We start from the raw sequence: 22,620 nt of genomic DNA, 5'->3' as shown, positions 1-22,620 counted from the left end.
CCGCCGGGCTGGGCGGCCCTCGTGTGCGCGTCGCCCGCGCGTGCGGGCGGTTTTGGGTTTTGGCCCGCCCGGCCCAGGGGCCCGGCCGGGGGGGGGGGGGGGCCCCCCGGGGGGCCCCCCCCCCACCACTGTTCTCCGGCTGCCGGCTAGCGCCAGCGCCAGGCGTGGTCGACCGGCCCGATCCCGGCGCCCAGCGCGAAGCCGGCGGCGATCGCGCCGGTGATGTACTCCTTGGCCGAGCCCACCGCCTCGGGCAGCGACTCCCCCTTGGCCAGGCCGGCCGCGATCGAGCTGGCCAGGGTGCAGCCGGTGCCGTGGGTGTGCCGGTTGTCGTAGCGTGGCGCGCGGTACCAGTGCACCTCGTCCGGCCCGCCGTAGAGCAGGTCGGCGGCCTCGCCCTCCAGGTGGCCGCCCTTGACCAGCGCCCAGCGGGGCCCGAGGTCGACCAGCGCCTTGGCGGCGTCCAGCATCTGCGACTCGTCCTCGACGGTCCGGCCGGTGAGCTGGGTCACCTCGTGCAGGTTCGGGGTGACCACGGTGGCGACCGGAAGCAGCCTGTCGCGGACGGTGGCCACCGCCTCGGCGGCCAGCAGCGCGTCCCCGTGCTTGGAGACGCCGACCGGGTCGACCACCACCGGGGCCGCCACTGCGGACAACAGCTCGGAGACGGTCTCGACCAGTTCGATCGAGGCGAGCATCCCGGTCTTCACGGCCTGCACCCCGATGTCGTCCACCACGCTGCGGAACTGCGCCCGGACGGCTTCGGCGGGCAGTTCCCAGTAGCCCTGGACGCCGAGCGAGTTCTGCGCGGTGACGGCGGTGATCACGCTCATGCCGTGCACACCGAGGGCGAGCATCGCCTTGAGGTCGGCCTGGATGCCGGCGCCGCCGCCGGAGTCGGAGCCGGCGATGGTGAGCACGCGGGGAGGAGCATCGGAGGGGCCGTGCGGCGGGGGTGTCCCCGGACGGAGTCCGGGGGAGCGTCGGCCGGGGGCGGGCGTGGGAGACGGGAGGGCCATGGCCCCAACCTACCCGGGCCGGTTCAGAGCACCGCCTCGGACTCCGCCCAGCGGTCCTTCGGCACCGTCTTCAGCCGGGTCACCGCGTCGCCGATCGGCACCAGCCCGATGCCGGTCCCGCGCAGCGCGGTGAAGTGTCCGAACGCGCCCTGGTGGACGGCCTCCACCGCGTGCCAGCCGAAGCGGGTGGCGAGCACCCGATCCCGGGCGATCGGGGTGCCGCCGCGCTGGACGTGACCGAGGATGACCGGGCGGGCCTCCTTGCCGAGCAGGTTCTCCAGCTCGTGGGCGAGCCGGTTGCCGATCCCGCCGAAGGTCTGGTGCCCGAACTGGTCGACGTCGCCGTGGTCGAACCGCATGGTGCCGGGCTGCGGGGCCGCGCCCTCGGCGACGGCGATGATGGCGAACTTCTTGCCGCGGGCGAAGCGGTCCTCGACCATCCGGGCCACCGCCTCGATGTCGAAGGGCTTCTCCGGGATCAGGATGCCGTGGGCGCCGCCGGCCATGCCCGCGGTGAGGGTGATCCAGCCGGTGTGCCGGCCCATCAACTCGACCACCATGACGCGCTGGTGGGACTCGGCGGTGGTCTTCAGCCGGTCGATCGCCTCGGTCGCGACGTGCACCGCGGTGTCGAAGCCGAAGGTGACGTCGGTGGCGTCGATGTCGTTGTCGATGGTCTTGGGCACCCCGACCATCGGCAGCCCGGCGTCGCTGAACAGCTTGGCGGCGGTGAGCGTCCCCTCACCGCCGATCGCGATCAGCGCGTCGATGCCGATGTCCAGGGCCAGCGTCCGCGCGTTCTCCACCGCCCAGGCGATCCGCTCGCGCCGCACCCGGGCCGAGCCCAGGATGGTGCCGCCGAGGGTGAGCAGACCGGTGACGTCGTCGTGCGAGACCGGCCGGGTGCGGCCCTCGATCAGGCCGAGGAAGCCGTCCTCGATGCCGACGATCTCGTCCCCGTGGACGTCCGTTCCCCGGTGCACCACCGACCTGATCACCGCGTTGAGGCCGGGGCAGTCGCCGCCGCTGGTCAGTACACCGATGCGCATGTGTGGTGTGCTCCCGCTCGCAGTGGTTCAGACCACCCACGCCGGACGGGCGGGCGGGCTCGGATGCCGCAAGCCTACGCAAAACGCACCCTCGAAGCCCGTCCGCCGCACGCCCGGAGCGTCACATGCCGTACCGGTGTCCAGCGCCCATCCGCCGTACTCCGTACGCCGATCGGCGAACCCGCCCGGAGGCGAGCGGGCGAGTCACCGCCCCGAGCCGAAGGGGCGCGCCGGTGCCGAAAGGGAAAAGCGAGGAGGCCCGAGGAACGAGGGCATCGGAGCGCCGACCGTCGGCACCGGGTCGGAGCGCCCCGGAGGCGAGCGGGTGAGTCACCGCCCCGAGCCGAAGGGGCGCGCCGGTGCCGAAAGGGAAAAGCGAGGAGGCCCGAGGAACGAGGGCATCGGAGCGACGACCGTCGGCACCGGGTCGGAGCGCCCCGGAGGCGAGCGGGCGAGTAGCGGTCACTCGGCGAAGTGGTCCCAGCCGCCGACCCGGTCCCAGGGCGCGCCGTCCACCGTCACCCGGCCGCTGCGCGAGCCCCGCGGACGACCGGTCACCTCGCCCACCACCCGCCAACGGGCCGGGAGTTGGACCCCGCGCGGGAAGGTGGCCACGATCGCGTGGTCCTCACCGCCGGACAGCACCCACACCAGCGGGTCCACCCCGACCGCCTGGCCGATGTCGGCCATCTGCGCCGGGACGTCGAAGTCCGCGGCCTTGAGGTCGATGTCCACGCCGCTGGCCCGGGCCACGTGGCCGAGGTCGGCGACCAGTCCGTCGCTCACGTCGATCATCGAGGTCGCGCCCAACTCGGCGGCGGCCGGGCCCGCGTGGTACGGCGGCTCGGGCCGGCGGTGTGCCTCGACGAAGGCACGCGGGGAGCGGAAGCCGCGCTGCAGCACCGTCAGCCCGGCCGCCGACCAGCCGAGCCAGCCGGTCACCGCGACCACGTCGCCGACCTGGGCGCCGGAGCGCGTCACCGCCGCGCGCCCCTGGAGGTCGCCGAGCGCCGTGATGGCCAGCATGACGGTGTCACCGCGCACCACGTCGCCGCCGACCACCGTCGCCCCGGCCACCTGGCACTCGTCGCGCAGCCCGTCCATCAGCTCGGTGGCCCAGGTGGTCGGCAGGTCGGCGGGCGCGACCAGCCCGAGCAGTATCGCGGTCGGCACCGCACCCATCGCGGCCACGTCGGCGAGGTTCTGGGCGGCGGCCTTGCGGCCCACGTCGTAGGCGGTGGACCAGTCCCGGCGGAAGTGCCGGTTCTCGATCAGGACGTCCGTGGTGGCCACCACCCGGCCGTCCGGGGCCTTCACCACCGCGGCGTCGTCCCCGGGACCGAGGTCGACCGCGTCGGTGAGCGGTACCCGGGCCGTCAGCTCCTTGATGAGGCCGAACTCGCCCAGCTCGCCCACGGTCCCCTGCATCTGCCGTCCTCTCGCGTTTCCATCCGAATCCAGTCCCCGTCGCGCTCCCCCGCGCGCAGCGTACGCCCTTCGGGGGTGCAGAAGTCTCCCCTCCCCGGCCCGCTGCGCGGTAGCGTGGTGATCAGTCTGCCGGTGAGCCCGCTCCCACCCCTGTGCCCGACCGGGCGAGCACGGCGGCGATCCCCGTTACCGGCCGCCGGGAGGCCCACGTGGTACAGGCATACATCCTGATCCAGACCGAGGTCGGCAAGGCCAGCTCCGTGGCCGATACGATCGGCAAGATCCCCGGAGTGCTCACCGCCGAGGACGTCACCGGCCCGTACGACGTGATCGTCAAGGCCGAGGCCGAGACCGTGGACGACCTGGGCCGCATGGTGGTCGCCAACGTCCAGAAGGTCGAGGGCATCACCCGCACCCTGACCTGTCCGGTGGTCCACCTGTAAGCCCCGGCTACCATCGGCGGGTGGGCAGAGAACTCCGCATCCCCAAGGCGCTGACCGCGCTTCCGGCGCCGGTCCGCTGGCTCGCCGTGCCGGTCGCGCTGACCTGCACGGTCGTGCTGCTGATCGGCAGCTGGAGTTCGGCCGACCCGGACGTCGAGGCCCCGCAGCCGAGCGGTAGGGCCGCGGAGTACTGCCGCGCGCTGACCGACGCGCTGCCGCACGAACTGCTCGGGCACGCCCGCAAGGACCCGTCGCCCGCGTCCCCGTACACGGCGGCCTGGGGCGGCTCGCCGCGGACGGTGCTGCGCTGTGGCATCGACCGGCCGGAGGAGCTGGACGGCGAGCACGCCAAGGACTGGTCCCCGACCGTGGACGACGTCACCTGGTGGTCGCAGCAGCTCGGCGACGGCGGCTACCGCTTCGTGACGACCATGCGCGCCGCCTACGTCGAGGTGACCGTCCCGGCGGGGGCCGCGCAGAACCCCTTCGACCCGGCGGCCGCACTGAGCGACCTGGTGAAGGCCAAGATCCCGGGTTGAGCCGTCGGCGAGCGGGCCGGGCCCGACGGGACGTGCCGAGGGCGGGCCGGGAGCTTCCCGGCCCGCCCTCTCACCGTCGGTACGACTACCGCAGCCCGGTCGAGCGGCGCAGCGCCGACTGCAGCAGCCGGTCGATCAGCTCCGCGTACGCGACCCCGCTGGCCTCCCACATCTTCGGGTAGGCGGAGATCGGGGTGAAGCCCGGCATGGTGTTGATCTCGTTGATCACCCAGCTGCCGTCCTCCAGGAGGAAGAAGTCCACCCGGGCCAGGCCCTCGCAGCCGAAGGCCTCGAACGCGGCCACCGCCTGGCGCTGGATCTCCGCGGTCTCCTCGGCGGTCAGCCGCGCCGGGATCTGCACCTCGGAGGAGTCGATGTACTTGGCCTCGAAGTCGTAGAAGTCGAAGCCCTCGCCGACCAGCACCTCGGCCGGGACGCTGGCCCGCGGGCCGTCCTCGAACTCCAGCACGCCGCACTCGATCTCGCGGCCGGAGACCCCGGCCTCGATGATCAGCTTGGGGTCGTGGCGACGGGCCTCCTCGATCGCCGCGTCCAGGTCGGCCAGGTCCTTGACCTTGGTGATGCCGATGCTGGAGCCGGCCCGGCAGGGCTTCACGAACAGCGGCAGGCCGAGCGCGGCGGCGCGTTCGCGCACGTCCGCGCGGCCCTGCTCGGTCTCCCAGTCACGCGGCCGCACGATGGTGTAGTCGCCGACGCCCAGACCGTGCGAGGCCAGGATCCGCTTGGCGAACTCCTTGTCCATGCCGGCCGCGCTGGCCAGCACGCCGTTGCCGACGTACGGGACACCGGAGAGCTCCAGCAGGCCCTGCAGGGTGCCGTCCTCGCCCCACGGGCCGTGCAGCAGGGGGAACACCACGTCGACGTCGCCGAGGGCCTTGGGGGCGCATCCCGGCTCGCTGAAGACCACTTCCCGGTTGCCCGGGGAGGCGGGCAGCGCGACCTGCCCGTCGACGGACTCGGCGATGTGCGCCACGTCCGGCAGCCTGCCGTCGGTGATGGCCATCCGGGCCGGCTCGTCACTGGTCAGCGCCCAGCGACCCTCGTGCGTGATGCCGATCGGCAGCACGTCGTACTTGTCGCGGTCGATCGCCCTGAGCACACTGCCCGCGGTGGAGACCGAGATCGCGTGCTCGGAGCTGCGCCCGCCGAAGACCAGCGCGACGTGCGCCTTCCGGGCGGACGGGTTCGGGGAGGTCTGTTCGATGCTCATATCAAGTTTGAGACTACCGTGCGATGTGTTTCCGGGAAGTCAGCGCCCGCCCGGGCCCCCGGAAGGTCGGCCCGGAGAGTCCCCCGGCCCCTCCCCCGGCCCCGTCACACAGCCTCAGCGCCGTTCGGCCTTGGCCGAGCGCGACATCAGCGTCTGCAGCGCCTCCTGGGTCGGCCGCCCGTTGTGCACCACGTCCACCACGGCCTCGACGATCGGCATGTCGACCCCGCTGCGGCGGGCCAGGTCCAGCACCGACTCGCAGGACTTGACGCCCTCCGCGGTCTGCCGGGTGGCCGCGATGGTCTCGGCCAGCGACATGCCCCGGCCCAGGTTCATGCCGAAGGTGTTGTTGCGCGACAGCGGCGAGGAGCAGGTGGCGACCAGGTCGCCCATCCCGGCGAGCCCCGCGAAGGTGTGCGGGTCGGCTCCCAGCACCTCGCCGAGCCGGGTGGTCTCGGCCAGCCCGCGGGTGATCAGGGTCGCCTTGGTGTTGTCACCGAGCCCCATGCCGGCCGCCATGCCGACCGCCAGGCCGATCACGTTCTTGACCGCGCCGCCGAGTTCGCAACCGACCACGTCGGTGTTGGTGTACGGCCGGAAGTACGGCGTGTGGCAGGCCGTCTGGAGCCGCTTGGCGACCGCCTCGTCGGTGCACGCGACCACACTCGCGGCGGGCTGCCGGTTGGCGATCTCCTTGGCCAGGTTGGGCCCGCTGACCACCGCGACGCGCTCCGGGCCGACCTTGGTGACCTCGTCGATCACCTCGCTCATCCGCTTGGCGGTGCCGAGTTCGATGCCCTTCATCAGGCTCACCAGCACGGTCTGCGGCTCGATCAGCGGCGCCCAGGCGGCCAGGTTGTCGCGCAGCGTCTGCGAGGGCACCACGAGCACCGCGAAGTCGGCGCCGGCCAGCGCCTCGGCGGCGTCGGTGGTGGCCCGGACGGAGTCGGGCAGCCGGACGCCCGGCAGGTAATCCGGGTTCTCGTGGGTGCCGTTGACGGCGTCCACCAGCTCCTGGCGGCGGGCCCACAGCACCACCTCACAGCCCGCGTCGGCCAGCACCATCGCGAAGGCGGTGCCCCAGGACCCGGTCCCCATCACTGCGCAGCGGGTCACCGGCCCGTCCCCTCAGCGTCGTTGTCGTTCTTGGGGCCCTTGGCCCGGCGGCGCTCGGCCAGCGCGGCGGCGGCCCGCTCGCGGGCGGCCTTGCGCATGTCGTAGCGCTCGGCCGGCGGCTCCTCGCCGCGGATGTCGGCCAGCACGGCGGTGATCGCCGTCATGATGTCCTCGGTCGCGTCGGCGAGCACCTGGGCCGTGAGCTCCTGGCCCTGGTACTTGCTGAGGTCCACCGCGGGCCCGGCCGCGACGGTGACCCTGTGGCGCGGGAAGAGGTTGAACTTGCCCTTGCCGTAACCGGGCCGGCCGTACGGCGGGATGATCTCGTGGGCGCCCCAGTGCGCGACCGGGATGACCGGCGCACCGGTCATCAGCGCGACCCGGGCGACCCCGTTCTTGCCGGTCATCGGCCACAGGTCCGGGTCCCGGGTGAGCGTTCCCTCCGGGTAGAACTGCACGCACTGGCCGCTGTTGACGGCGTCGATCGCGGCCCGAAAGGCCTGCGCGGCATCGGTGGACTCACGGAACACCGGAATCTGACCGGTCTTGCGGAGCATGAATCCGATGAAAGGAATCGAGAACAGCGAGGACTTACCGAGAATCCGCGGCGGCCGGCCGCTGTTGTACTGCCAGTGCGCGTAGACGACCGGATCGATGATCGAATTGTGGTTCACCGCGGCGATGAAACCGCCTTCCTTCGGAATGTGCTCCCAGCCCCGCCAGTCGGGCTTCACCAGGGCGGTCGTCACCGGCTTCACCAGCACGGCCGCGAAGCGGTACCAGATGCCGTAGTCGGCGTTGCCGAACTTGGCGTACGAGCGGCGGGCCACCCCAGCTCCTTCTCATCACGTGCGGCACCAGGGGTGCCGTGGTCGGTGCGTCCCGGTGGCGCGCACCGGCCTGCCCGGTGCCCGGTTCGCGGGCGCGGAACAGTGTCGCCCGGCCGCTCACCGGCTGTCGAGCGACCGCGCCAACCCGCCCTGCGGTCGTGATCAAACGCACGTCCGCACAGCTCGGACGGCCTGGCGGGGGCTCCGGCACCGGCGTCACAATGACGCCGATGACCCAGGACACCGTACGCCCCGGCGAGCCCACCGCGCCCGCCGCACCCACCGCACCCACCACCGACTGGTCGCTGGTGCTGCCGCTCAAGCCGCTCGCCCTGGCGAAGAGCAGACTGGCCCCGTACGCCGGGCCGCACCGGGCGGACCTGGCCCTCTCCTTCGCGCTCGACACCGTCACCGCCGCGCTGGCCACCCCCGGTGTGGCCCGGGTCCTGGTGGTCACCCGGGACACCGCCGCCGGCGCCCGGTTGGCGGCGCTGGGCGCCCTGGTCGTCGCCGACGAGCCGGGCGGCGGCCTCAACCGGGCGCTGGCGCACGGCGCCTCGGCCGCCCTGGCGCTCGCCCCGCGGGCCCCGCTGGCCGCCCTCTCGGCGGACCTGCCGGCCCTGCGCCCGGCCGAACTCGCCCGGGTGCTGGGCGCGGTGCCGTCGGACGGCCGGGCCTTCCTGCCCGACTCCCCCGGCCTCGGCACCACCCTGCTCGCCAGCACCCCCGGCCGCCCGCTCTCGCCGGCCTTCGGGGACGGCTCACGGGCCCGGCACGCGGCCGGCGGGGCACTCGAACTGCGTCTGGCGGACGTGGAGTCGGTGCGCCGGGACGTCGACACCGGCACCGACCTCGGCGAGGCGGCGACGCTCGGCCTCGGCCCGTACACCAGCGCCCTGTTCGCCCGCCTGAGCGGCCCCTGACCGGAGACCTGACCGAGGGTCCTGGCCCGGCGGCCTGTCCGACCCGCTCGCTATGCTGCTGGCATGCAGGCCACCGCGTTCACCTTCGACCCCGACACCAGAGCCGGCTCCGTGCTGCTCGACGACGGGACCCCGGTGCCGTTCGACGCGGCCGCCTTCGACGCCGGCGGCCTGCGGCTGCTGCGGCCCGGCCAGCGGGTGCGGATCCGCACCGAGGGCACCGGCGAGGCCCGCCGGGTGGTCTTCGTGACCCTGCAGACCTTCCCGGACCCCGCAGATCAGGGCTGACCGGCCGGGGCTTTCCGCCACTCCGCGCGCGCTGTTCCTACGGTTTTCCCGCCTTGGGCGCCGGTCGCCGTCGAATCCTGACTAAGCGCCCGGAAAACGAAAGAGCCGCGGCCACCCGGTCTCCGCGGTCGGCGGAAGGGGTGCCGCGGCTCTGAGCCGGAGGCCGTCCGAGGACAGTCGCGCGGGACTTACTTGGCAGTGGTCTTGCGCGCGGTGGTCTTGCGGGTGGCGGTCTTCTTCGCCGGAGCCGTCTTCTTGGCCGTGGCGGTCGCCTTCTTCGCGGCGGTGGCCGTGGTCTTCTTGGCGGCAGCCGTGGTGGTCGCCTTCTTGGCGGCGGCCGTCTTCTTGGTCGCGGTCGCCGTGGCCTTCTTGGCGGCGGCGGCGGTGGTGGTCTTCTTGGCGGCGGTCGCCTTCTTCGCGGCGGTGGCCGTGGTCTTCTTGGCGGCAGCCGTGGTGGCCGTCTTCTTGGCGGCGGCCTTCTTGGTCGCGGCCGGAGCGGCGGCAGCGGCGGCGGTGGCGCGCTTGGTGGCGGCACGCTTGGCGGCCGGGGTGGCGGCGACGCCGGCCTTGCCCGGGGTGAGGGAGCCCTTGGGGGCCTTCTTCACCGAGGGGCCTTCCTTCGGCAGCTTCTTGCTGCCGCTGACCAGGTCCTTGAAGCCCTGGCCGGGGCGGAAGCGGGGGACCGAGGTCTTCTTGACCTTGACCCGCTCGCCGGTCTGCGGGTTGCGGGCGAAGCGCGCGGAGCGCTCCACCTTCTCGAAGGTGCCGAAACCGGTGACCGAAACCCGGTCACCGGCCACAACGGCACGGACCATGGTGTCGAGCACTGCGTCGACGGCCTCTGCGGCAGCCTTGCGACCGCCCAGCTGCTCGGCCACCGCTTCGACAAGCTGAGCCTTGTTCACGTCTTCCCCTTCGGAAACGGGCGCCGGATGATTCCATCCGTTCTTTTCGCACGTTAGGTATGTATCTGCGGACTTTCAATTACCAAACGCGCGAATCACCCTAGTGTCGCAATGGATTTGCGCGTCCGCGACCTCAGTCGAGGGGCGGGCGCCCCTCGTCGAGGTCATGTACAAAGCGACTCAACCGCCTTGCCGCCTCCGGAAGATCGCGCTTGGCGGTCTCCGTGACGATGAGCAGTTGACGGGTGAGAGCGGTCTTTGCATCGGCAGACACGTTCAGCGCATGCACGCGGGCGTGAGCTTGCTTCAACCGCTCGGCCACAAGCGCGTAGAGCGCTGCGACTTCCTGGTCGTCCGGCGCCTCAGCTGGTGCGGAGGTGACGTCCGGCCGATCGTCAATTCGGCGTTCGGATCCCCGGCCCATGGACTCCTCGGACGCGGGTTCGCCGCCCGCGTACGGAGGTTCATGGTGCCGGTGCATGTACTGATTGTGCCATCTACCCGCAGTTGTACTTGCGCGGGGCCCTCTTCCGCAAAGCCAAATGGGCAATCCGGGGCGGGCCTCGGCGCTAACTCGCGCTCCGGAACGACGGATGGCCCGGCCCCCCCGAGGGGAGCGCGGGCCATCCGGTCGATCGCCAGAATGCTTGTTCTGAGGGGAACTCAGGAGACCGGCACGGTACGGGGCTTGAACGCCGGGCGGGTCGACTCGTAGGTCGCGATGTCGGCCTCGTTCTGCAGCGTGATGCTGATGTCGTCCAGCCCGTTGAGCAGCCTCCACCGCACGTTGTCGTCCAGTTCGAAGCCCGCGGTGACGCCTTCGGCGCGCACTTCGCGCTTCTCCAGGTCAACGGTGATCTCGGCCGAAGGGTCACTCTCGGTGAGCATCCAGAGGCGCTCCACGGTCTCCTGCGGCAGCACGACGGTCAGCAGGCCGTTCTTCAGCGAGTTGCCGCGGAAGATGTCGGCGAAGCGCGAGGAGATGACCGCGTGGAAGCCGTAGTTCTGCAGCGCCCAGACCGCGTGCTCACGGGAGGAGCCGGTACCGAACTCGGGGCCGGCCACCAGGACCGTGGCGCCCCGGCGCTCGGGCCGGTTGAGGATGAACGCCTCGTCCTTGCGCCAGGCCTCGAACAGTCCGTCCTCGAAACCGGATCGGGTGACCTTCTTGAGCCAATGGGCCGGGATGATCTGGTCGGTGTCCACGTTGCTGCGGCGCAGCGGGACGGCCCGGCCGGTGTGGGTGGTGAACTTCTCCATGGCTCAGGCCTCCACGGCGACGTTGGTGTCCGCCAGCTCGGCGGGGTTCAGATCGGACGGAGACGCCAGGCGGCCCAGGACGGCGGTCGCGGCGGCGACCTGCGGGGAGACCAGGTGGGTGCGGCCGCCCTTGCCCTGCCGGCCCTCGAAGTTGCGGTTCGAGGTGGAGGCGCAGCGCTCCCCGGGGGCGAGCTGGTCGGGGTTCATGCCCAGGCACATCGAGCAGCCGGCGTGCCGCCATTCGGCCCCGGCGGCGGTGAACACCTTGTCCAGGCCCTCCTCGACGGCCTGCAGGGCGACCCGGACCGAGCCCGGGACGACCAGCATCCGTACGCCGTCGGCGACCTTGCGGCCCTCCAGCACCGCGGCGGCGGCGCGCAGGTCCTCGATCCGGCCGTTGGTGCAGGAGCCGACGAAGACGGCGTCCACGGCGACCTCGCGCAGCGGGGTACCGGCCTCAAGGCCCATGTACGCCAGGGCGTTCTCGGCCGCCAGGCGCTCCTGCGGGTCGGCGAAGTCCTCGGGGTGCGGGACCTCGGAGCCCAGCGGGGCGCCCTGGCCGGGGTTGGTGCCCCAGGTGACGAACGGGGTCAGCTCGCTCGCGTCGATGAGGATCTCGTGGTCGAAGACCGCGTCCTCGTCGGTGACCAGGGTCCTCCAGTACGCGACGGCGGCGTCCCAGTCCTCGCCCTGCGGGGCGTGCGGGCGGCCTTCGAGGTAGGCGAAGGTGGTCTCGTCCGGGGCGATCATGCCGGCCCGGGCACCGGCCTCGATGGACATGTTGCAGACGGTCATCCGGGCCTCCATGGACAGGCTCCGGATCGCCGAACCGCGGTACTCCAGGACGTAGCCCTGGCCGCCGCCGGTGCCGATCTTCGCGATGACGGCCAGGATCAGGTCCTTGGCCGTGACGCCCTCGGGCAGTTCGCCCTCGACGGTGATCGCCATGGTCTTGAACGGCGCCAGCGGCAGGGTCTGGGTGGCCAGCACGTGCTCGACCTGGCTGGTGCCGATGCCGAACGCGAGCGCGCCGAAGGCGCCGTGGGTGGAGGTGTGGGAGTCGCCGCAGACCACGGTGGTGCCGGGCTGGGTCAGGCCGAGCTGCGGGCCGACCACGTGCACCACGCCCTGCTCGACGTCGCCGAGCGAGTGGATCCGGACGCCGAACTCGGCGGCGTTCCGGCGCAGGGTCTCCAGCTGGACCCGGGAGACCGGGTCGGCGATCGGCTTGTCGATGTCCAGGGTCGGGGTGTTGTGGTCCTCGGTGGCGATCGTCAGATCGGTGCGGCGGACCTTGCGGCCGGCCAGCCGCAGCCCGTCGAAGGCCTGCGGGCTGGTCACCTCGTGGAGCAGGTGCAGGTCGATGAACAGGAGGTCGGGCTCGCCCTCCGCGCGCCGCACGACGTGGTCGTCCCAGACCTTCTCTGCGAGTGTCCGTCCCATCGGATTCCCTCCAGCCGGCCGCGTTGCCGGCCTTCTCGTGTCGTCGGGTAAACGCTTGCGCGGCCCCGTGCGGGGCGCTCGCGCGACCTGCACGCCGGATCGCTGTCCACGATGCGGACACTCTGGCGAGGTCCCATCCTGGATGTCTCCCGGGCTGCTGCATCCAGAGTGGCGCTTTTCCCGGAAGATTGAACTTGCGTCTCGCGGAATGAGACTGCAGTCTTAGGGCATGGACAACACTAGCGGCGTCGGCGTTCTCGACAAGGCCGCTCTGGTGCTGAGCGCACTGGAGTCGGGCCCCGCCACGTTGGCGGGGCTGGTCGCCGCCACCGGTCTGGCGCGCCCCACGGCCCACAGACTCGCCGTCGCACTCGAACACCACCGTCTGGTCACCAGAGACATGCAGGGGCGCTTCATCCTCGGCCCCCGGCTGTCCGAACTCTCCGCCGCGGCCGGCGAGGACCGGTTGCTCGCCACCGCGGGCCCGGTCCTCACCCACCTGCGCGACGTCACCGGCGAGAGCGCACAGCTCTACCGCCGCCAGGGCGAGATGCGGATCTGCGTAGCCGCCGCCGAGCGGCTCTCCGGCCTGCGGGACACCGTCCCGGTCGGCAGCACCCTGCCGATGAAGGCCGGCTCGGCCGCCCAGGTCCTGCTGGCCTGGGAGGAGCCCGAGCGGCTCCACCGCGGTCTCCAGGGCGCGCGCTTCACCGCCACCGCGCTGAGCGGCGTCCGGCGGCGCGGCTGGGCCCAGTCGATCGGCGAGCGGGAGCCGGGCGTCGCGTCCGTCTCCGCCCCCGTCCGCGGCCCCTCCAACCGCGTGGTGGCCGCCGTCTCCGTCTCCGGCCCGATCGAGCGGCTGACCCGCCACCCGGGCCGCCTGCACGCCCAGGCCATCATCGAGGCCGCGAACCGGCTCACCGAGGCGCTGCGCCGGAGCTGACCCGACCGACTCCCCCACCCGCCCCTTCCCCCATCCCCATCCCCATTCCCCACCCCTCCCCCACGAAAGACGAAAGGGCCCCGCTCGGAGTCGAGCGGGACCCTTCACATCATTTCCCGGCGCAAAACAAAAAGACCCCGGTAACCGGGGTCTTTCAATTTCTGGCTGGGGTACCAGGACTCGAACCTAGACTAAATGAACCAGAATCACTCGTGCTGCCAATTACACCATACCCCAACACAAAGCAAGGGCCGATGGGCGAACCCACCGGCTTCCTGCTTTGAAGTACCCCCGACCGGATTCGAACCGGCGCTACTGCCGTGAGAGGGCAGCGTGCTAGGCCGCTACACAACGGGGGCTCCTGGCGATCCCTTGCGGGATCAGTACCCCCGACCGGATTCGAACCGGCGCTACTGCCGTGAGAGGGCAGCGTGCTAGGCCGCTACACAACGGGGGCTTTCCAGGTGATCCCTTGCGGGATCAGTACCCCCGACCGGATTCGAACCGGCGCTACTGCCGTGAGAGGGCAGCGTGCTAGGCCGCTACACAACGGGGGCTTGATCTTCACTTGTACTGCGGTACCGACCACGTGGATCGTACTGCGCTGGGGTACCAGGACTCGAACCTAGACTAACTGAACCAGAATCAGTCGTGCTGCCAATTACACCATACCCCACCAGAGTTGAACCCCTGCGGGCCCTTCTCAGGCGTTGCGCCTCTCAGTCGGTCCCTTCCGAGGGGCTTTCGCTCCCTCGTCCGTTCCCTCCCGGGCGGCGCAGAAAGAACATTACCCGACGTCTGCCCTGGCTCCAAAATCGATAACCGCAGGCAGCGGCGGGGAGGCCGGCCGGTGACCTCCGGATGCGCCGCGGGCCCGGCGTGAAGCCGGGCCCGCGGCCTGCTCAGCGGCCCGTTCAGGCGGCGGGCAGGGCGTCCAGGGCGGAGCGCAGCCGGCGCAGCGTCTCGGGGCGGCCGAGCAGCTCCATCGACTCGAACAGCGGCGGGGAGACCCGGCGGCCGGTGACGGCCACCCGCAGCGGCGTGAAGGCGAACTTGGGCTTGATGCCCAGGCCGTCCACCAGCGCCTCGCGCAGCGAGGCCTGGATCGGCTCCGGGGTGAAGTCCGCGAGCTCCTCCAGCGCCTTGATGCTGGCCTCCAGCACCGGGCGGGCGTCGGCGGTCAGCGCCTTGGCGGCGTCGTCCGGGTCGACCGCGAAGTCGGCCGGGTCGACGAACAGGAAGCCGGCCATGTTGACGATCTCGCTCAGCACGACCATCCGCTCCTGGGTGAGCGGCGCGACCTTGGCGAGCAGGTCCAGCTGCTCGGCGGTCGGCTCGGCCGGCAGCAGGCCGGGGGCCTGCAGGTACGGCACCAGGCGCTGGACGAAGTCCTCCGGGGCCAGCTTGCGGACGTGCTCGGCGTTGATCGCCTCGCACTTCTTCAGGTCGAAGCGGGCCGGGTTGGAGTTCACCTTGGCGATGTCGAAGGCGGCGACCAGCTCGTCCATGCTGAAGATGTCGCGGTCCTCGGCCAGCGACCAGCCCAGCAGGGACAGGTAGTTGAGCAGGCCCTCGCGGATGAAGCCGCGCTCGCGGTACAGGTTGAGCGAGGCCTGGGGGTCGCGCTTGGAGAGCTTCTTGTTGCCCTCGCCCATCACGTACGGCAGGTGGCCGAAGCGCGGGGTGGTGCCGTTGCCGACGCCGATCTCGGCGAGCGCGGCGTACAGCGCGATCTGCCGCGGGGTGGAGGAGAGCAGGTCCTCGCCGCGCAGCACGTGGGTGATGCCCATCAGGGCGTCGTCCACCGGGTTGACCAGGGTGTACAGCGGGGCGCCGTTGGCCCGGACGATGCCGTAGTCCGGCACGTTCTCCGGCTCGAAGGTGAGCGTGCCGCGGACCAGGTCGTCGAAGGAGAGGGTCTTGTCGGGCATGCGGAAGCGCAGGATCGGCGCGCGCTTCTCCAGCTTGTAGACGGCGACCTGCTCGTCCGTCAGGTCGCGGCAGTGGCCGTCGTAGCCGGAGGGCTTGCCGGCCGCACGGGCGGCCTCGCGGCGGGCGTCCAGCTCCTCGGTGCTGCAGTAGCAGTAGTAGGCGTGGCCGGCCTCGTGCAGGCGGCGGGCGACGTCGGCGTAGATGTCCATCCGCTGCGACTGGCGGTACGGCTCGTGCGGGCCGCCGACCTCCGGGCCCTCGTCCCAGTCGAAGCCGAGCCAGCGCATGGCGTCGAGCAGCTGGTCGTACGACTCCTCGGAGTCGCGGGCGGAGTCGGTGTCCTCGATCCGGAAGACCAGCGTGCCGCCGTTGTGGCGGGCGAAGGCCCAGTTGAAGAGGGCGGTGCGGACCAGGCCCACGTGGGGGTTGCCGGTCGGGGACGGACAGAAGCGAACCCGGACGGCCGGGTCAGTGTTAGCCACGCTTGATCACCTTGTTGGTGAGAGTGCCGATGCCTTCGATGGAGACGGCGACCTCGTCGCCGACGCTGAGGGGGCCCACCCCTGCGGGTGTGCCGGTGAGGATGACGTCGCCGGGCAGCAGCGTCATGGCCTCGGAGATGTGGACGATCAGCTCGGCGACCGAGCGGATCATCAGGGAGGTGCGGCCGGTCTGGCGGAGCTCGCCGTTGACCGTGCAGGTGACGGCGAGGTCGCTCGGATCCAGGTCGGTCTCGATCCACGGGCCCAGCGGGCAGGCGGTGTCGAAGCCCTTGGCCCGGGCCCACTGGCCCTCACGCTGCTGGACGTCCCGGGCGGTGACGTCGTTGGCGCAGGTGTAGCCGAGGATCACCTCGGGCACCCGGTCCAGCGGCACCTCGCGGCACATCCGGCCGATCACCACGGCGAGTTCGGCCTCGTGGTGGACGTCCGAGGAGAACGGCGGGTACGCGATGCTCTCGGTCGGGCCGATCACCGAGGTGGAGGGCTTGAAGAAGGTGAGCGGGGCGTCCGGGACGTCGTTGCCGAGCTCGGCCGCGTGCGCCGCGTAGTTGCGGCCGACCGCCACGATCTTGTTGGGGAGCATCGGACTGAGCAGCCGGACGTCCTGGAAGCGGTAGCTCTCGCCGGTGGGCTGGGGCTGGCCGAACGGGTGGCCGGCCAGGGCGTGGACGACCAGCGAGTCGGGCTGGGAGGGGTCGCCCTCCACCACGCCGAAGGAGACGCTGCCGGCGGCAGGGCTCCCTTCCCGGACGGAAAACCTGGCAATGCGCACGGCTGGGCTACCCCTCGCTTCGTCGGCCGCCCGGGGCGCCCCCGGGCGCTGCTGGGCGCCTCGCCCTCCGTGGGCGCGGCCCCGTCAATCGTCGTCCAGGCTATCGCGTGGGGCCTCGCGCGACCGCTTTGCCCCTGTTCAGCGTGGTTGGGGCGGGAAACGCCCCGGAGCCGCAGGGAGCGCCGACCGTCGGCGTCGGGCCAGGAGCGCCCCGGAGCCGAACGGGCGGGCAAAGCGCGAGGGCGCCGTCGCCACTGCCGCGGCGCCGGCGCCCTCGGTGGAGCGCTGGTCGGGTCAGTCCTGGAGGGTGACGACCGGGGCGACCATCAGCTGGACGCGGCGCGGGTTGGCCGTGCTGGCGGGCAGCTCGGTGCCGTACGTGACGACGTCCTCGGGCTTGCGGGCGCCCGGGATCTTGCTGAAGTCCTCGACCGAGGCCAGCGTGGTCCGGCGCGGGTTCGCCGTGGAGCGGCAGGACAGCGTGGACTTGGTGGCCTTCTTCGCCAGGGACATCGAGAGCACCTCGTGGTCGCGACCGGGCGGATCCGCGCGGGACCGGCACCGGTCTGAGTGATTCCGATTGATTCGGAGGGGTTCTGGGCAGGCTGATCGGGGCCGTGCCCAGGAGACAGCCAGGTTACGAGATCTCTTTCCACAGAGGCCGTGACCAAAGCTACACATCAGCCTGTGATTTTGCTCACAAATTCATGAGCAAATCGCCGATATGCGACATATCGCCGCATCGGAATTACCCGACATTCCACCCGTAACGGGCATTCCAGCAGGTCTACGACTCTTTTCGATCTACGGCCTGGTTGGCATGTATCCGGCGAGTGTCCGAAAAAGGCGGTATTCCGGTCCGGTTACCGCACAGTCAGTGAAACGGCGCATGCGGTCGGTAGTACCGGACGGTTGGTTCCAGCGGCCCTTGTTGGGATTCCCCGGCTGTGCTGGAATGCCACGGACCGTGGGTAGGGAGCAGTCCACCCCGGTGACCCGCTCTCCCGGACCGGCCGGGGTGCGGATGGAAACTCGACACCGTCCAGGCCGTGGCGACGCGGCGGGACGCCCGGTCCAGAGGTTGCGACGCCAGTGCAGGGACGTTTCAAAAGGGGTAGCGGCGCCGCGGGTAACCCGGAGTCGCGCGAGCCTGTGGCAGCCCCTCAACAGGCGGCGGCCCCCGGTGGCCCGACCGACCCGGTGACGACCGAGGTCCCCGGCCGCCCGGAGGATGACGGCCAGGACCGGAAGTCCACCAGGGACAAGCTCCGGACCACGCTGACCAGGCGACGCGCCACCGGTCTGAGCCGGTTCGCGATGCGCAACTGGCGCATCCGCACCCGCCTGATCGCGCTGCTCGCGCTTCCCGTCCTGGTCTCGCTGGTCCTCGGTGGCCTGCGCATCCAGACCTCGATGGAGAACTCGCAGCAACTCGCCCAGATGGCCAACCTGTCCGACCTGGCCAAGAAGGCGACCAACCTCGCGGACGCCCTGCAGACCGAGCGCGACATCAGCGCCGGCTACATCACCAACCGTCCGAACGACCCGCTGGACGACGAGATCGTCACCGCCCGCAAGTCGACGGACGACCTCAGCCGCACCTTCACCGCCTCCTCCGACAAGTTCGAGAACCTCGAACTCTCCGGCGGTAAGGCCCTGCTGTTCCAGATCCGCAAGGACCTGAACTCGATCGCGGACGCCCGCAACACGCCGTACCAGAACAACCAGAACATCCAGGCGACGATCACCGCGTACGACGTGATCATCCGCGACCTGCTGTCCATCACCCAGGACATCGCGCTCGCCTCGAACAACAAGGACCTGCTCGTCGCCACCCGCGCCCTGCAGCAGTTCTCGCTGGCCAAGGACGCCACCTCGCAGCAGCGCGCGCTGATCAGCGCCGGTCTCGCCAACCCCAAGGGCCCCGACCTCAGCCCCAGTGACGAGTCCTTCGGCATCCGCCTGCGCACCTCGTACGACAACTCGCTGCAGAGTTTCAACAACATCTACACCGTGCACGACCTGGACAACCTGCGCGGGCAGCTGAGCTACAACAACGTGGTCGCCGAGGCCGACCGCTACTCGCGCTCGATCCTCCAGCCCAGTGGTATCCACCAGACCGAGCCGGTCTCGTACAAGGACTGGTACGAGAAGGCCAGCGCCAAGATCACCGCCGAGCGCCGGATCGAGTCCAAGCTGATCGAGGACCTCGACGGAAAGGCCCAGGACCTGCAGTCCCAGGCCGACACCGAGGCCCTGATCATCGGTGCCGCCGTCGCCCTGACCCTGCTCGTCGCCCTCGGTGGCGCCGGTCTGATCGCCCGCTCGATGGTGCGCTCGCTGACCCGCCTGCAGGCCGCGGCCGAGGACGTCGCCGAGCGCCGTCTGCCCGAGCTGGTCAAGACCCTCTCGGAGAGCGACCCGCACGACGTCGACACCACGGTCGAGCCGGTCGCCGTCGACTCGACCGACGAGATCGGCCACGTGGCGCACGCCTTCGACATGGTGCACAGCGAGGCCGTCCGCCTCGCCGCCGAGCAGGCCCTCCTGCGCGGCAACATCAACGCGATGTTCACCAACCTCTCGCGCCGCAGCCAGGGCCTCATCCAGCGCCAGCTGTCGCTGATCTCCGAGCTGGAGAGCCGCGAGGCCGACCCGGACCAGCTGGCCAACCTGTTCAAGCTGGACCACCTCGCGACCCGTATGCGCCGCAACGGTGAAAACCTCCTCGTCCTCGCCGGTGAGGACCCGGGCCGCCGTTGGACCAGGCCCGTTCCACTCGTCGACGTGCTCCGCGCCGCCGCCTCCGAGGTGGAGCAGTACGAGCGCATCGAGCTCGCCGCCGTACCGTCGGCCGAGGTCGCCGGCCGCGTCGTCAACGACCTCGTCCACCTGCTCGCCGAGCTGCTGGAGAACGCCACCTCGTTCTCCAGCCCGCAGACCCGCGTCCGGGTCACCGGCCACGCGCTGCCGGACGGCCGGGTGCTGATCGAGATCCACGACACCGGCATCGGTCTGAGCCCGGACGACCTCTCCGAGATCAACGAGCGCCTCGCCAACCCGCCGACGGTGGACGTCTCCGTCTCCCGCCGCATGGGCCTCTTCGTGGTCGGCCGCCTGTCCCTGCGACACGGCATCCGGATCCAGCTGCGTCCGAGCGACTCCGGCGGCACCACCGCGCTGGTCATGCTCCCGGTCGACGTCACCAACTCCGCCGACCGCCGCGGCTCCGGCCGCCCCGGCCCCGGCCAGGGCAAGCAGCAGCGCGGGGTCGCCCCGACGGCGCGCCAGCAGCGCCAGGTCCCGCCCGGTCGCCAGGGCGGCCCGGCCGCGCTCGCCCAGCGCCCGGCAGGCGGTGCCCCGCAGGGCGGCCGTCCGCAGCTCGGCCAGGGCACTCCGGCGGCTCCGGCCACGCCGGCCGGCCCGGGTGCGCCCGGTGGCAGCCCCGGCGGGCTGCCGACCCGTCAGGTCGGGCAGTCGCTGCGCGAGAACCCGGCCCCCCAGGGGCAGCAGGGCCCGCAGGGCCGACAGGGCCGACAGGGCCAGGCACAGCAGGCTCCGGCCCAGCAGCCGCAGGGCCAGCCGCAGCAGTCGCCGCAGGGCGGTCTGCCGCAGCGCGCCCCCGGCCGTCAGGGCCCGCCGCAGGGCGGCCCGAAGGGCCTGAACGGCCTGCCGCGCCGCGGCCAGGGTCGCCCCGCCCAGGAACGTCCGCGCACCGACGGCGCCCCGGCGCCGCGGACCGGCGAGCAGCCGCAGCACGGCCGCCCGGGTGGTCCCGGCACGCCGCAGCAGGGTGCCCGTCCGGGCAACCGTCCGCAGGACGGCCTGCCGCAGCGCGGCTCCGGCCGTCCGGGCCCCAGCGCCCCCGGCCAGCAGGGCCCCCAGGGTCCCCAAGGCCAGCAGGGTCCCCAGGGCCAGCCGGGCCAGCAGGGTCCCCAGGGTTCGCAGGGTCCGCAGGGCCAGCGCCGTCCGCAGCGCCCCGGCCCGGACGCGCCGCGCCGCGACCGCCAGCCGCAGCTGCCGCCGCAGCAGCAGCCGGCCCAGCCGCTGCCGTCGGCCGAGCCGGCGCCGGTGGAGAGCACCCAGCAGTTCGCCCGGCCGCGTTTCGAGGCCAGCCAGATCGACCCGCGCGACCCGCTGGGCCTCGGCCTGGTGGAGCCGGTGCTGCCGAACGTGCCGAACCCGGCCCAGCCGCAGCCCCAGCCGCGCCAGGAGCAGGCTCCGGCCCCGCAGCAGCGGCAGGAGCCGATGGCGCTGCCGACCGGCCCGTCCGAGGCGGCCGGCGAGCAGCCCTGGTACCCGCAGCAGGGCGAGGCCCAGCCGCAGGGTCCGCAGCAGACCCGCCAGCGGCCGTACCAGCCGCGTCGGCCCGGCACCTCCGCGCCGGGACTCCAGCCGCAGGCCCCGCAGCAGACCCGGGCTCCGCAGCAGGCACAGCAGGCCCAGCCCCAGCAGGGTCAGGCCCAGCAGCAGCCGCAGCCCCCGCAGCCGGGCGTCGGCGACGCGCCCTGGCGCCCGTCCGCGAACGACGAGCGCTGGCGCCGTGCCGAGCAGGTCCGCGAGCCCTCGACCAGCGGTGTCACGATGTCCGGCCTCCCCCGGCGGACCCCGCAGGCCAACCTGGTCTCCGGCACCGCCGAGGCCTCGCCGCTGACCGGTCCGCAGGTCTCCCGGGCCCCCGAGGAGGTCCGCGGCCGACTGACCAACCTGCGCCGCGGCATCCAGCAGGGCCGCCGGGCCGGGGCCGAACAGGCCGGCAACCAGCCGGGCTTCCAGCATGGTGCCCAGCAGCCCGGATTCGATAGTTTCGGTGGCCGGAGCGACGGCAACGGCGCAGATCACCAGGAGCGTTGAGTTGAACCAGATGAGCCAGGCCGCACAGAACCTGAACTGGCTGATCACCAATTTCGTGGACAACACCCCCGGGGTGTCCCACACCGTGGTGGTCTCCGCGGACGGCCTCCTGCTGTGCATGTCCGAGGGCTTCCCGCGCGACCGCGCCGACCAGCTCGCCGCCGTCGCCTCCGGCCTCACCTCCCTCACCTCCGGCGCCAGCCGGATCTTCGAGGGCGGCGAGGTCAACCAGACCGTCGTCGAGATGGAGCGCGGCTTCCTGTTCCTCATGGCCATCAGCGACGGCTCCGCCCTCGCCGTCCTGGCCTCCCCCGACTCCGACATCGGCCTCGTCGGCTACGAAATGGCCCTGCTCGTCGACCGAGCCGGCGCCGTCCTCACCCCCGCACTTCGCGCGGAACTCCAGGGCAGTCTCCTGCACTGACCCGGCCCCCGCGCGGATCCACCCACCGTTCCGCCCTGTGCCGGGTCCGACCCGACCGGACCCGGCACCTCACCCTCAGCTACCCTCAGGCAGCTGATCCCGCCTCAGCTGGCATCGCCCCAGCTGGAACCGGCTGCCCAAGGCTGCAGCACTAGGAGGACCCATGACCCCGCCCTCGACACCCGCCGGCCCGTACGGCAGCGGGTACGGCAGCGGCTACGGCGGGCAGCAGTCCGACGGCTACGAGCAGCAGCCGCTGGTCCGCCCGTACGCGATGACCGGCGGCCGGACCCGCCCGCGGTACCAGCTCGCCATCGAGGCCCTGATCTCGACCACGGGCTCGGCCGAGCGGACCGGCGGGCTGCTGCCCGAGCACGCCCGGATCGTCAACCTCTGCCGTGAGGTCAAATCCATCGCGGAGATCTCCGCACTGGCCGGTGTGCCGCTCGGTGTGGCCCGCATCCTCGTGGCCGACCTGGCCGAGGCCGGTCTCGTCGCCATCCACCAGCCCGCCGCCGCGGGCGAGTCGGGCGGAACGCCCGATGTCACGCTGCTCGAAAGGGTCCTCAGTGGACTTCGCAAGCTCTAACGGACCCGCCCGCGCCACGACCTCCGCGAAGATAGTCATCGCGGGCGGCTTCGGCGTCGGCAAGACCACGCTCGTCGGCGCCGTCTCCGAGATCAACCCCCTGCGCACCGAAGCCGTCATGACCTCGGC

21 protein-coding genes, 5 tRNA genes and 1 pseudogene are annotated in these 22,620 nt (G+C 71.9%); 9 read left to right on the top strand and 18 right to left on the bottom strand.

Going from position 1 to position 22,620, the window contains the following annotated elements:
- Window positions 1–146: 146 nt before the first annotated feature.
- From thiD to ACH4E7_RS32360, 3 genes are all read right to left on the bottom strand, one after another.
- Window positions 147–1,019 carry a bifunctional hydroxymethylpyrimidine kinase/phosphomethylpyrimidine kinase gene (thiD, locus tag ACH4E7_RS32370; RefSeq protein WP_396252718.1) on the bottom strand — a complete coding sequence of 291 codons (873 nt, stop codon included), beginning with the start codon at window positions 1,017–1,019 and terminating at the stop codon, window positions 147–149.
- 23 nt (window positions 1,020–1,042) lie between these two features.
- A complete protein-coding gene (locus tag ACH4E7_RS32365; protein ID WP_396252717.1) occupies window positions 1,043–2,068 on the bottom strand; it encodes an ATP-dependent 6-phosphofructokinase in 1,026 nt (341 codons plus the stop codon).
- A gap of 462 nt (window positions 2,069–2,530) precedes the next feature.
- Complete coding sequence (locus ACH4E7_RS32360; RefSeq protein ID WP_396252716.1) at window positions 2,531–3,496, bottom strand: thiamine-phosphate kinase; 966 nt, start codon at window positions 3,494–3,496, stop codon at window positions 2,531–2,533.
- Between the two features lie 209 nt (window positions 3,497–3,705).
- Between ACH4E7_RS32360 and ACH4E7_RS32355 the strand changes: the two genes are divergently transcribed.
- Entirely contained in the window at window positions 3,706–3,939 is a 234-nt protein-coding gene (locus ACH4E7_RS32355) for an Lrp/AsnC ligand binding domain-containing protein (protein ID WP_355673917.1), read from the top strand.
- Window positions 3,940–3,959: 20 nt separating this feature from the next.
- Window positions 3,960–4,478, top strand: a complete 519-nt coding sequence (locus tag ACH4E7_RS32350) for a DUF3515 domain-containing protein (RefSeq protein ID WP_396252715.1) — start codon at window positions 3,960–3,962, stop codon at window positions 4,476–4,478.
- Window positions 4,479–4,563: 85 nt separating this feature from the next.
- On the opposite strand, the gene ACH4E7_RS32345 is transcribed toward ACH4E7_RS32350, so the two are convergent.
- The 3 genes from ACH4E7_RS32345 to ACH4E7_RS32335 form a co-directional block, all read right to left on the bottom strand.
- Window positions 4,564–5,709 (bottom strand): D-alanine--D-alanine ligase family protein, encoded by a 1,146-nt coding sequence (locus ACH4E7_RS32345; RefSeq protein ID WP_396252714.1) that lies wholly within the window; start codon window positions 5,707–5,709, stop codon window positions 4,564–4,566.
- Window positions 5,710–5,823: 114 nt separating this feature from the next.
- Window positions 5,824–6,807, bottom strand: coding sequence for an NAD(P)H-dependent glycerol-3-phosphate dehydrogenase (locus ACH4E7_RS32340; RefSeq protein ID WP_396252770.1), 984 nt, complete (start codon window positions 6,805–6,807; stop codon window positions 5,824–5,826).
- Window positions 6,808–6,821: 14 nt separating this feature from the next.
- Complete coding sequence (locus tag ACH4E7_RS32335) at window positions 6,822–7,655, bottom strand: lysophospholipid acyltransferase family protein (RefSeq protein ID WP_396252713.1); 834 nt, start codon at window positions 7,653–7,655, stop codon at window positions 6,822–6,824.
- Window positions 7,656–7,885: 230 nt separating this feature from the next.
- Between ACH4E7_RS32335 and cofC the strand changes: the two genes are divergently transcribed.
- Together cofC and ACH4E7_RS32325 are read left to right on the top strand one after the other, a co-directional pair.
- On the top strand, window positions 7,886–8,578 hold the full coding sequence (gene cofC / locus ACH4E7_RS32330) for a 2-phospho-L-lactate guanylyltransferase (protein ID WP_396252712.1): 693 nt from the start codon (window positions 7,886–7,888) through the stop codon (window positions 8,576–8,578).
- 63 nt (window positions 8,579–8,641) lie between these two features.
- Entirely contained in the window at window positions 8,642–8,866 is a 225-nt protein-coding gene (locus tag ACH4E7_RS32325) for a hypothetical protein (protein WP_355673912.1), read from the top strand.
- Between the two features lie 188 nt (window positions 8,867–9,054).
- On the opposite strand, the gene ACH4E7_RS32320 is transcribed toward ACH4E7_RS32325, so the two are convergent.
- The 4 genes from ACH4E7_RS32320 to leuC form a co-directional block, all read right to left on the bottom strand.
- Complete coding sequence (locus tag ACH4E7_RS32320; protein WP_396252711.1) at window positions 9,055–9,771, bottom strand: HU family DNA-binding protein; 717 nt, start codon at window positions 9,769–9,771, stop codon at window positions 9,055–9,057.
- 133 nt (window positions 9,772–9,904) lie between these two features.
- The gene (locus tag ACH4E7_RS32315; protein ID WP_396252710.1) at window positions 9,905–10,252 is read right to left on the bottom strand and encodes a hypothetical protein; all 348 of its coding nucleotides are present in this window, start codon (window positions 10,250–10,252) and stop codon (window positions 9,905–9,907) included.
- A 182-nt stretch (window positions 10,253–10,434) separates the two neighbouring features.
- On the bottom strand, window positions 10,435–11,031 hold the full coding sequence (leuD, locus tag ACH4E7_RS32310) for a 3-isopropylmalate dehydratase small subunit (RefSeq protein ID WP_396252709.1): 597 nt from the start codon (window positions 11,029–11,031) through the stop codon (window positions 10,435–10,437).
- 3 nt (window positions 11,032–11,034) lie between these two features.
- Window positions 11,035–12,474, bottom strand: a complete 1,440-nt coding sequence (gene leuC / locus ACH4E7_RS32305) for a 3-isopropylmalate dehydratase large subunit (protein WP_396252708.1) — start codon at window positions 12,472–12,474, stop codon at window positions 11,035–11,037.
- A gap of 229 nt (window positions 12,475–12,703) precedes the next feature.
- Between leuC and ACH4E7_RS32300 the strand changes: the two genes are divergently transcribed.
- Window positions 12,704–13,417, top strand: coding sequence for an IclR family transcriptional regulator (locus ACH4E7_RS32300; protein ID WP_030246527.1), 714 nt, complete (start codon window positions 12,704–12,706; stop codon window positions 13,415–13,417).
- Between the two features lie 162 nt (window positions 13,418–13,579).
- Here ACH4E7_RS32300 and ACH4E7_RS32295 read toward each other — a convergent pair.
- From ACH4E7_RS32295 to ACH4E7_RS32260, 8 genes are all read right to left on the bottom strand, one after another.
- A tRNA-Gln gene (locus ACH4E7_RS32295) sits at window positions 13,580–13,654 on the bottom strand.
- Window positions 13,655–13,703: 49 nt separating this feature from the next.
- A tRNA-Glu gene (locus ACH4E7_RS32290) sits at window positions 13,704–13,776 on the bottom strand.
- A 25-nt stretch (window positions 13,777–13,801) separates the two neighbouring features.
- Window positions 13,802–13,874, bottom strand: a tRNA-Glu gene (locus ACH4E7_RS32285).
- Window positions 13,875–13,901: 27 nt separating this feature from the next.
- Window positions 13,902–13,974: transfer RNA gene (locus tag ACH4E7_RS32280), tRNA-Glu, on the bottom strand.
- Between the two features lie 47 nt (window positions 13,975–14,021).
- Window positions 14,022–14,093 (bottom strand) — tRNA-Gln (locus ACH4E7_RS32275).
- Window positions 14,094–14,331: 238 nt separating this feature from the next.
- Entirely contained in the window at window positions 14,332–15,831 is a 1,500-nt protein-coding gene (gltX, locus tag ACH4E7_RS32270) for a glutamate--tRNA ligase (protein WP_396252707.1), read from the bottom strand.
- On the bottom strand, window positions 15,824–16,624 hold the full coding sequence (locus tag ACH4E7_RS32265; RefSeq protein WP_396252706.1) for a fumarylacetoacetate hydrolase family protein: 801 nt from the start codon (window positions 16,622–16,624) through the stop codon (window positions 15,824–15,826). Before ACH4E7_RS32265 ends, gltX begins: the two co-directional genes overlap by 8 nt.
- Window positions 16,625–16,918: 294 nt before the next feature.
- A complete protein-coding gene (locus ACH4E7_RS32260; RefSeq protein WP_396252705.1) occupies window positions 16,919–17,137 on the bottom strand; it encodes a hypothetical protein in 219 nt (72 codons plus the stop codon).
- A 687-nt stretch (window positions 17,138–17,824) separates the two neighbouring features.
- On the opposite strand from ACH4E7_RS32260, the gene ACH4E7_RS32255 reads away from it, so the two are divergent.
- The 4 genes and pseudogenes from ACH4E7_RS32255 to ACH4E7_RS32240 all read left to right on the top strand — a co-directional run.
- Complete coding sequence (locus ACH4E7_RS32255) at window positions 17,825–21,478, top strand: nitrate- and nitrite sensing domain-containing protein (protein WP_396252704.1); 3,654 nt, start codon at window positions 17,825–17,827, stop codon at window positions 21,476–21,478.
- Between the two features lie 10 nt (window positions 21,479–21,488).
- Window positions 21,489–21,902 (top strand): roadblock/LC7 domain-containing protein, encoded by a 414-nt coding sequence (locus ACH4E7_RS32250; RefSeq protein WP_097236138.1) that lies wholly within the window; start codon window positions 21,489–21,491, stop codon window positions 21,900–21,902.
- Window positions 21,903–22,065: 163 nt separating this feature from the next.
- The gene (locus tag ACH4E7_RS32245) at window positions 22,066–22,491 is read left to right on the top strand and encodes a DUF742 domain-containing protein (RefSeq protein ID WP_030248215.1); all 426 of its coding nucleotides are present in this window, start codon (window positions 22,066–22,068) and stop codon (window positions 22,489–22,491) included.
- A pseudogene (locus ACH4E7_RS32240) lies at window positions 22,472–22,620 on the top strand (ATP-binding protein); the annotation flags it as partial. The gene ACH4E7_RS32245 and the pseudogene ACH4E7_RS32240, both read left to right, overlap by 20 nt.

This window comes from Kitasatospora sp. NPDC018058 (assembly GCF_044327205.1).
Classification (GTDB): domain Bacteria; phylum Actinomycetota; class Actinomycetes; order Streptomycetales; family Streptomycetaceae; genus Kitasatospora.
The sequence above is the reverse complement of the archived record's forward strand: the minus strand, read 5'-3'. Positions and strand labels throughout refer to the sequence as shown.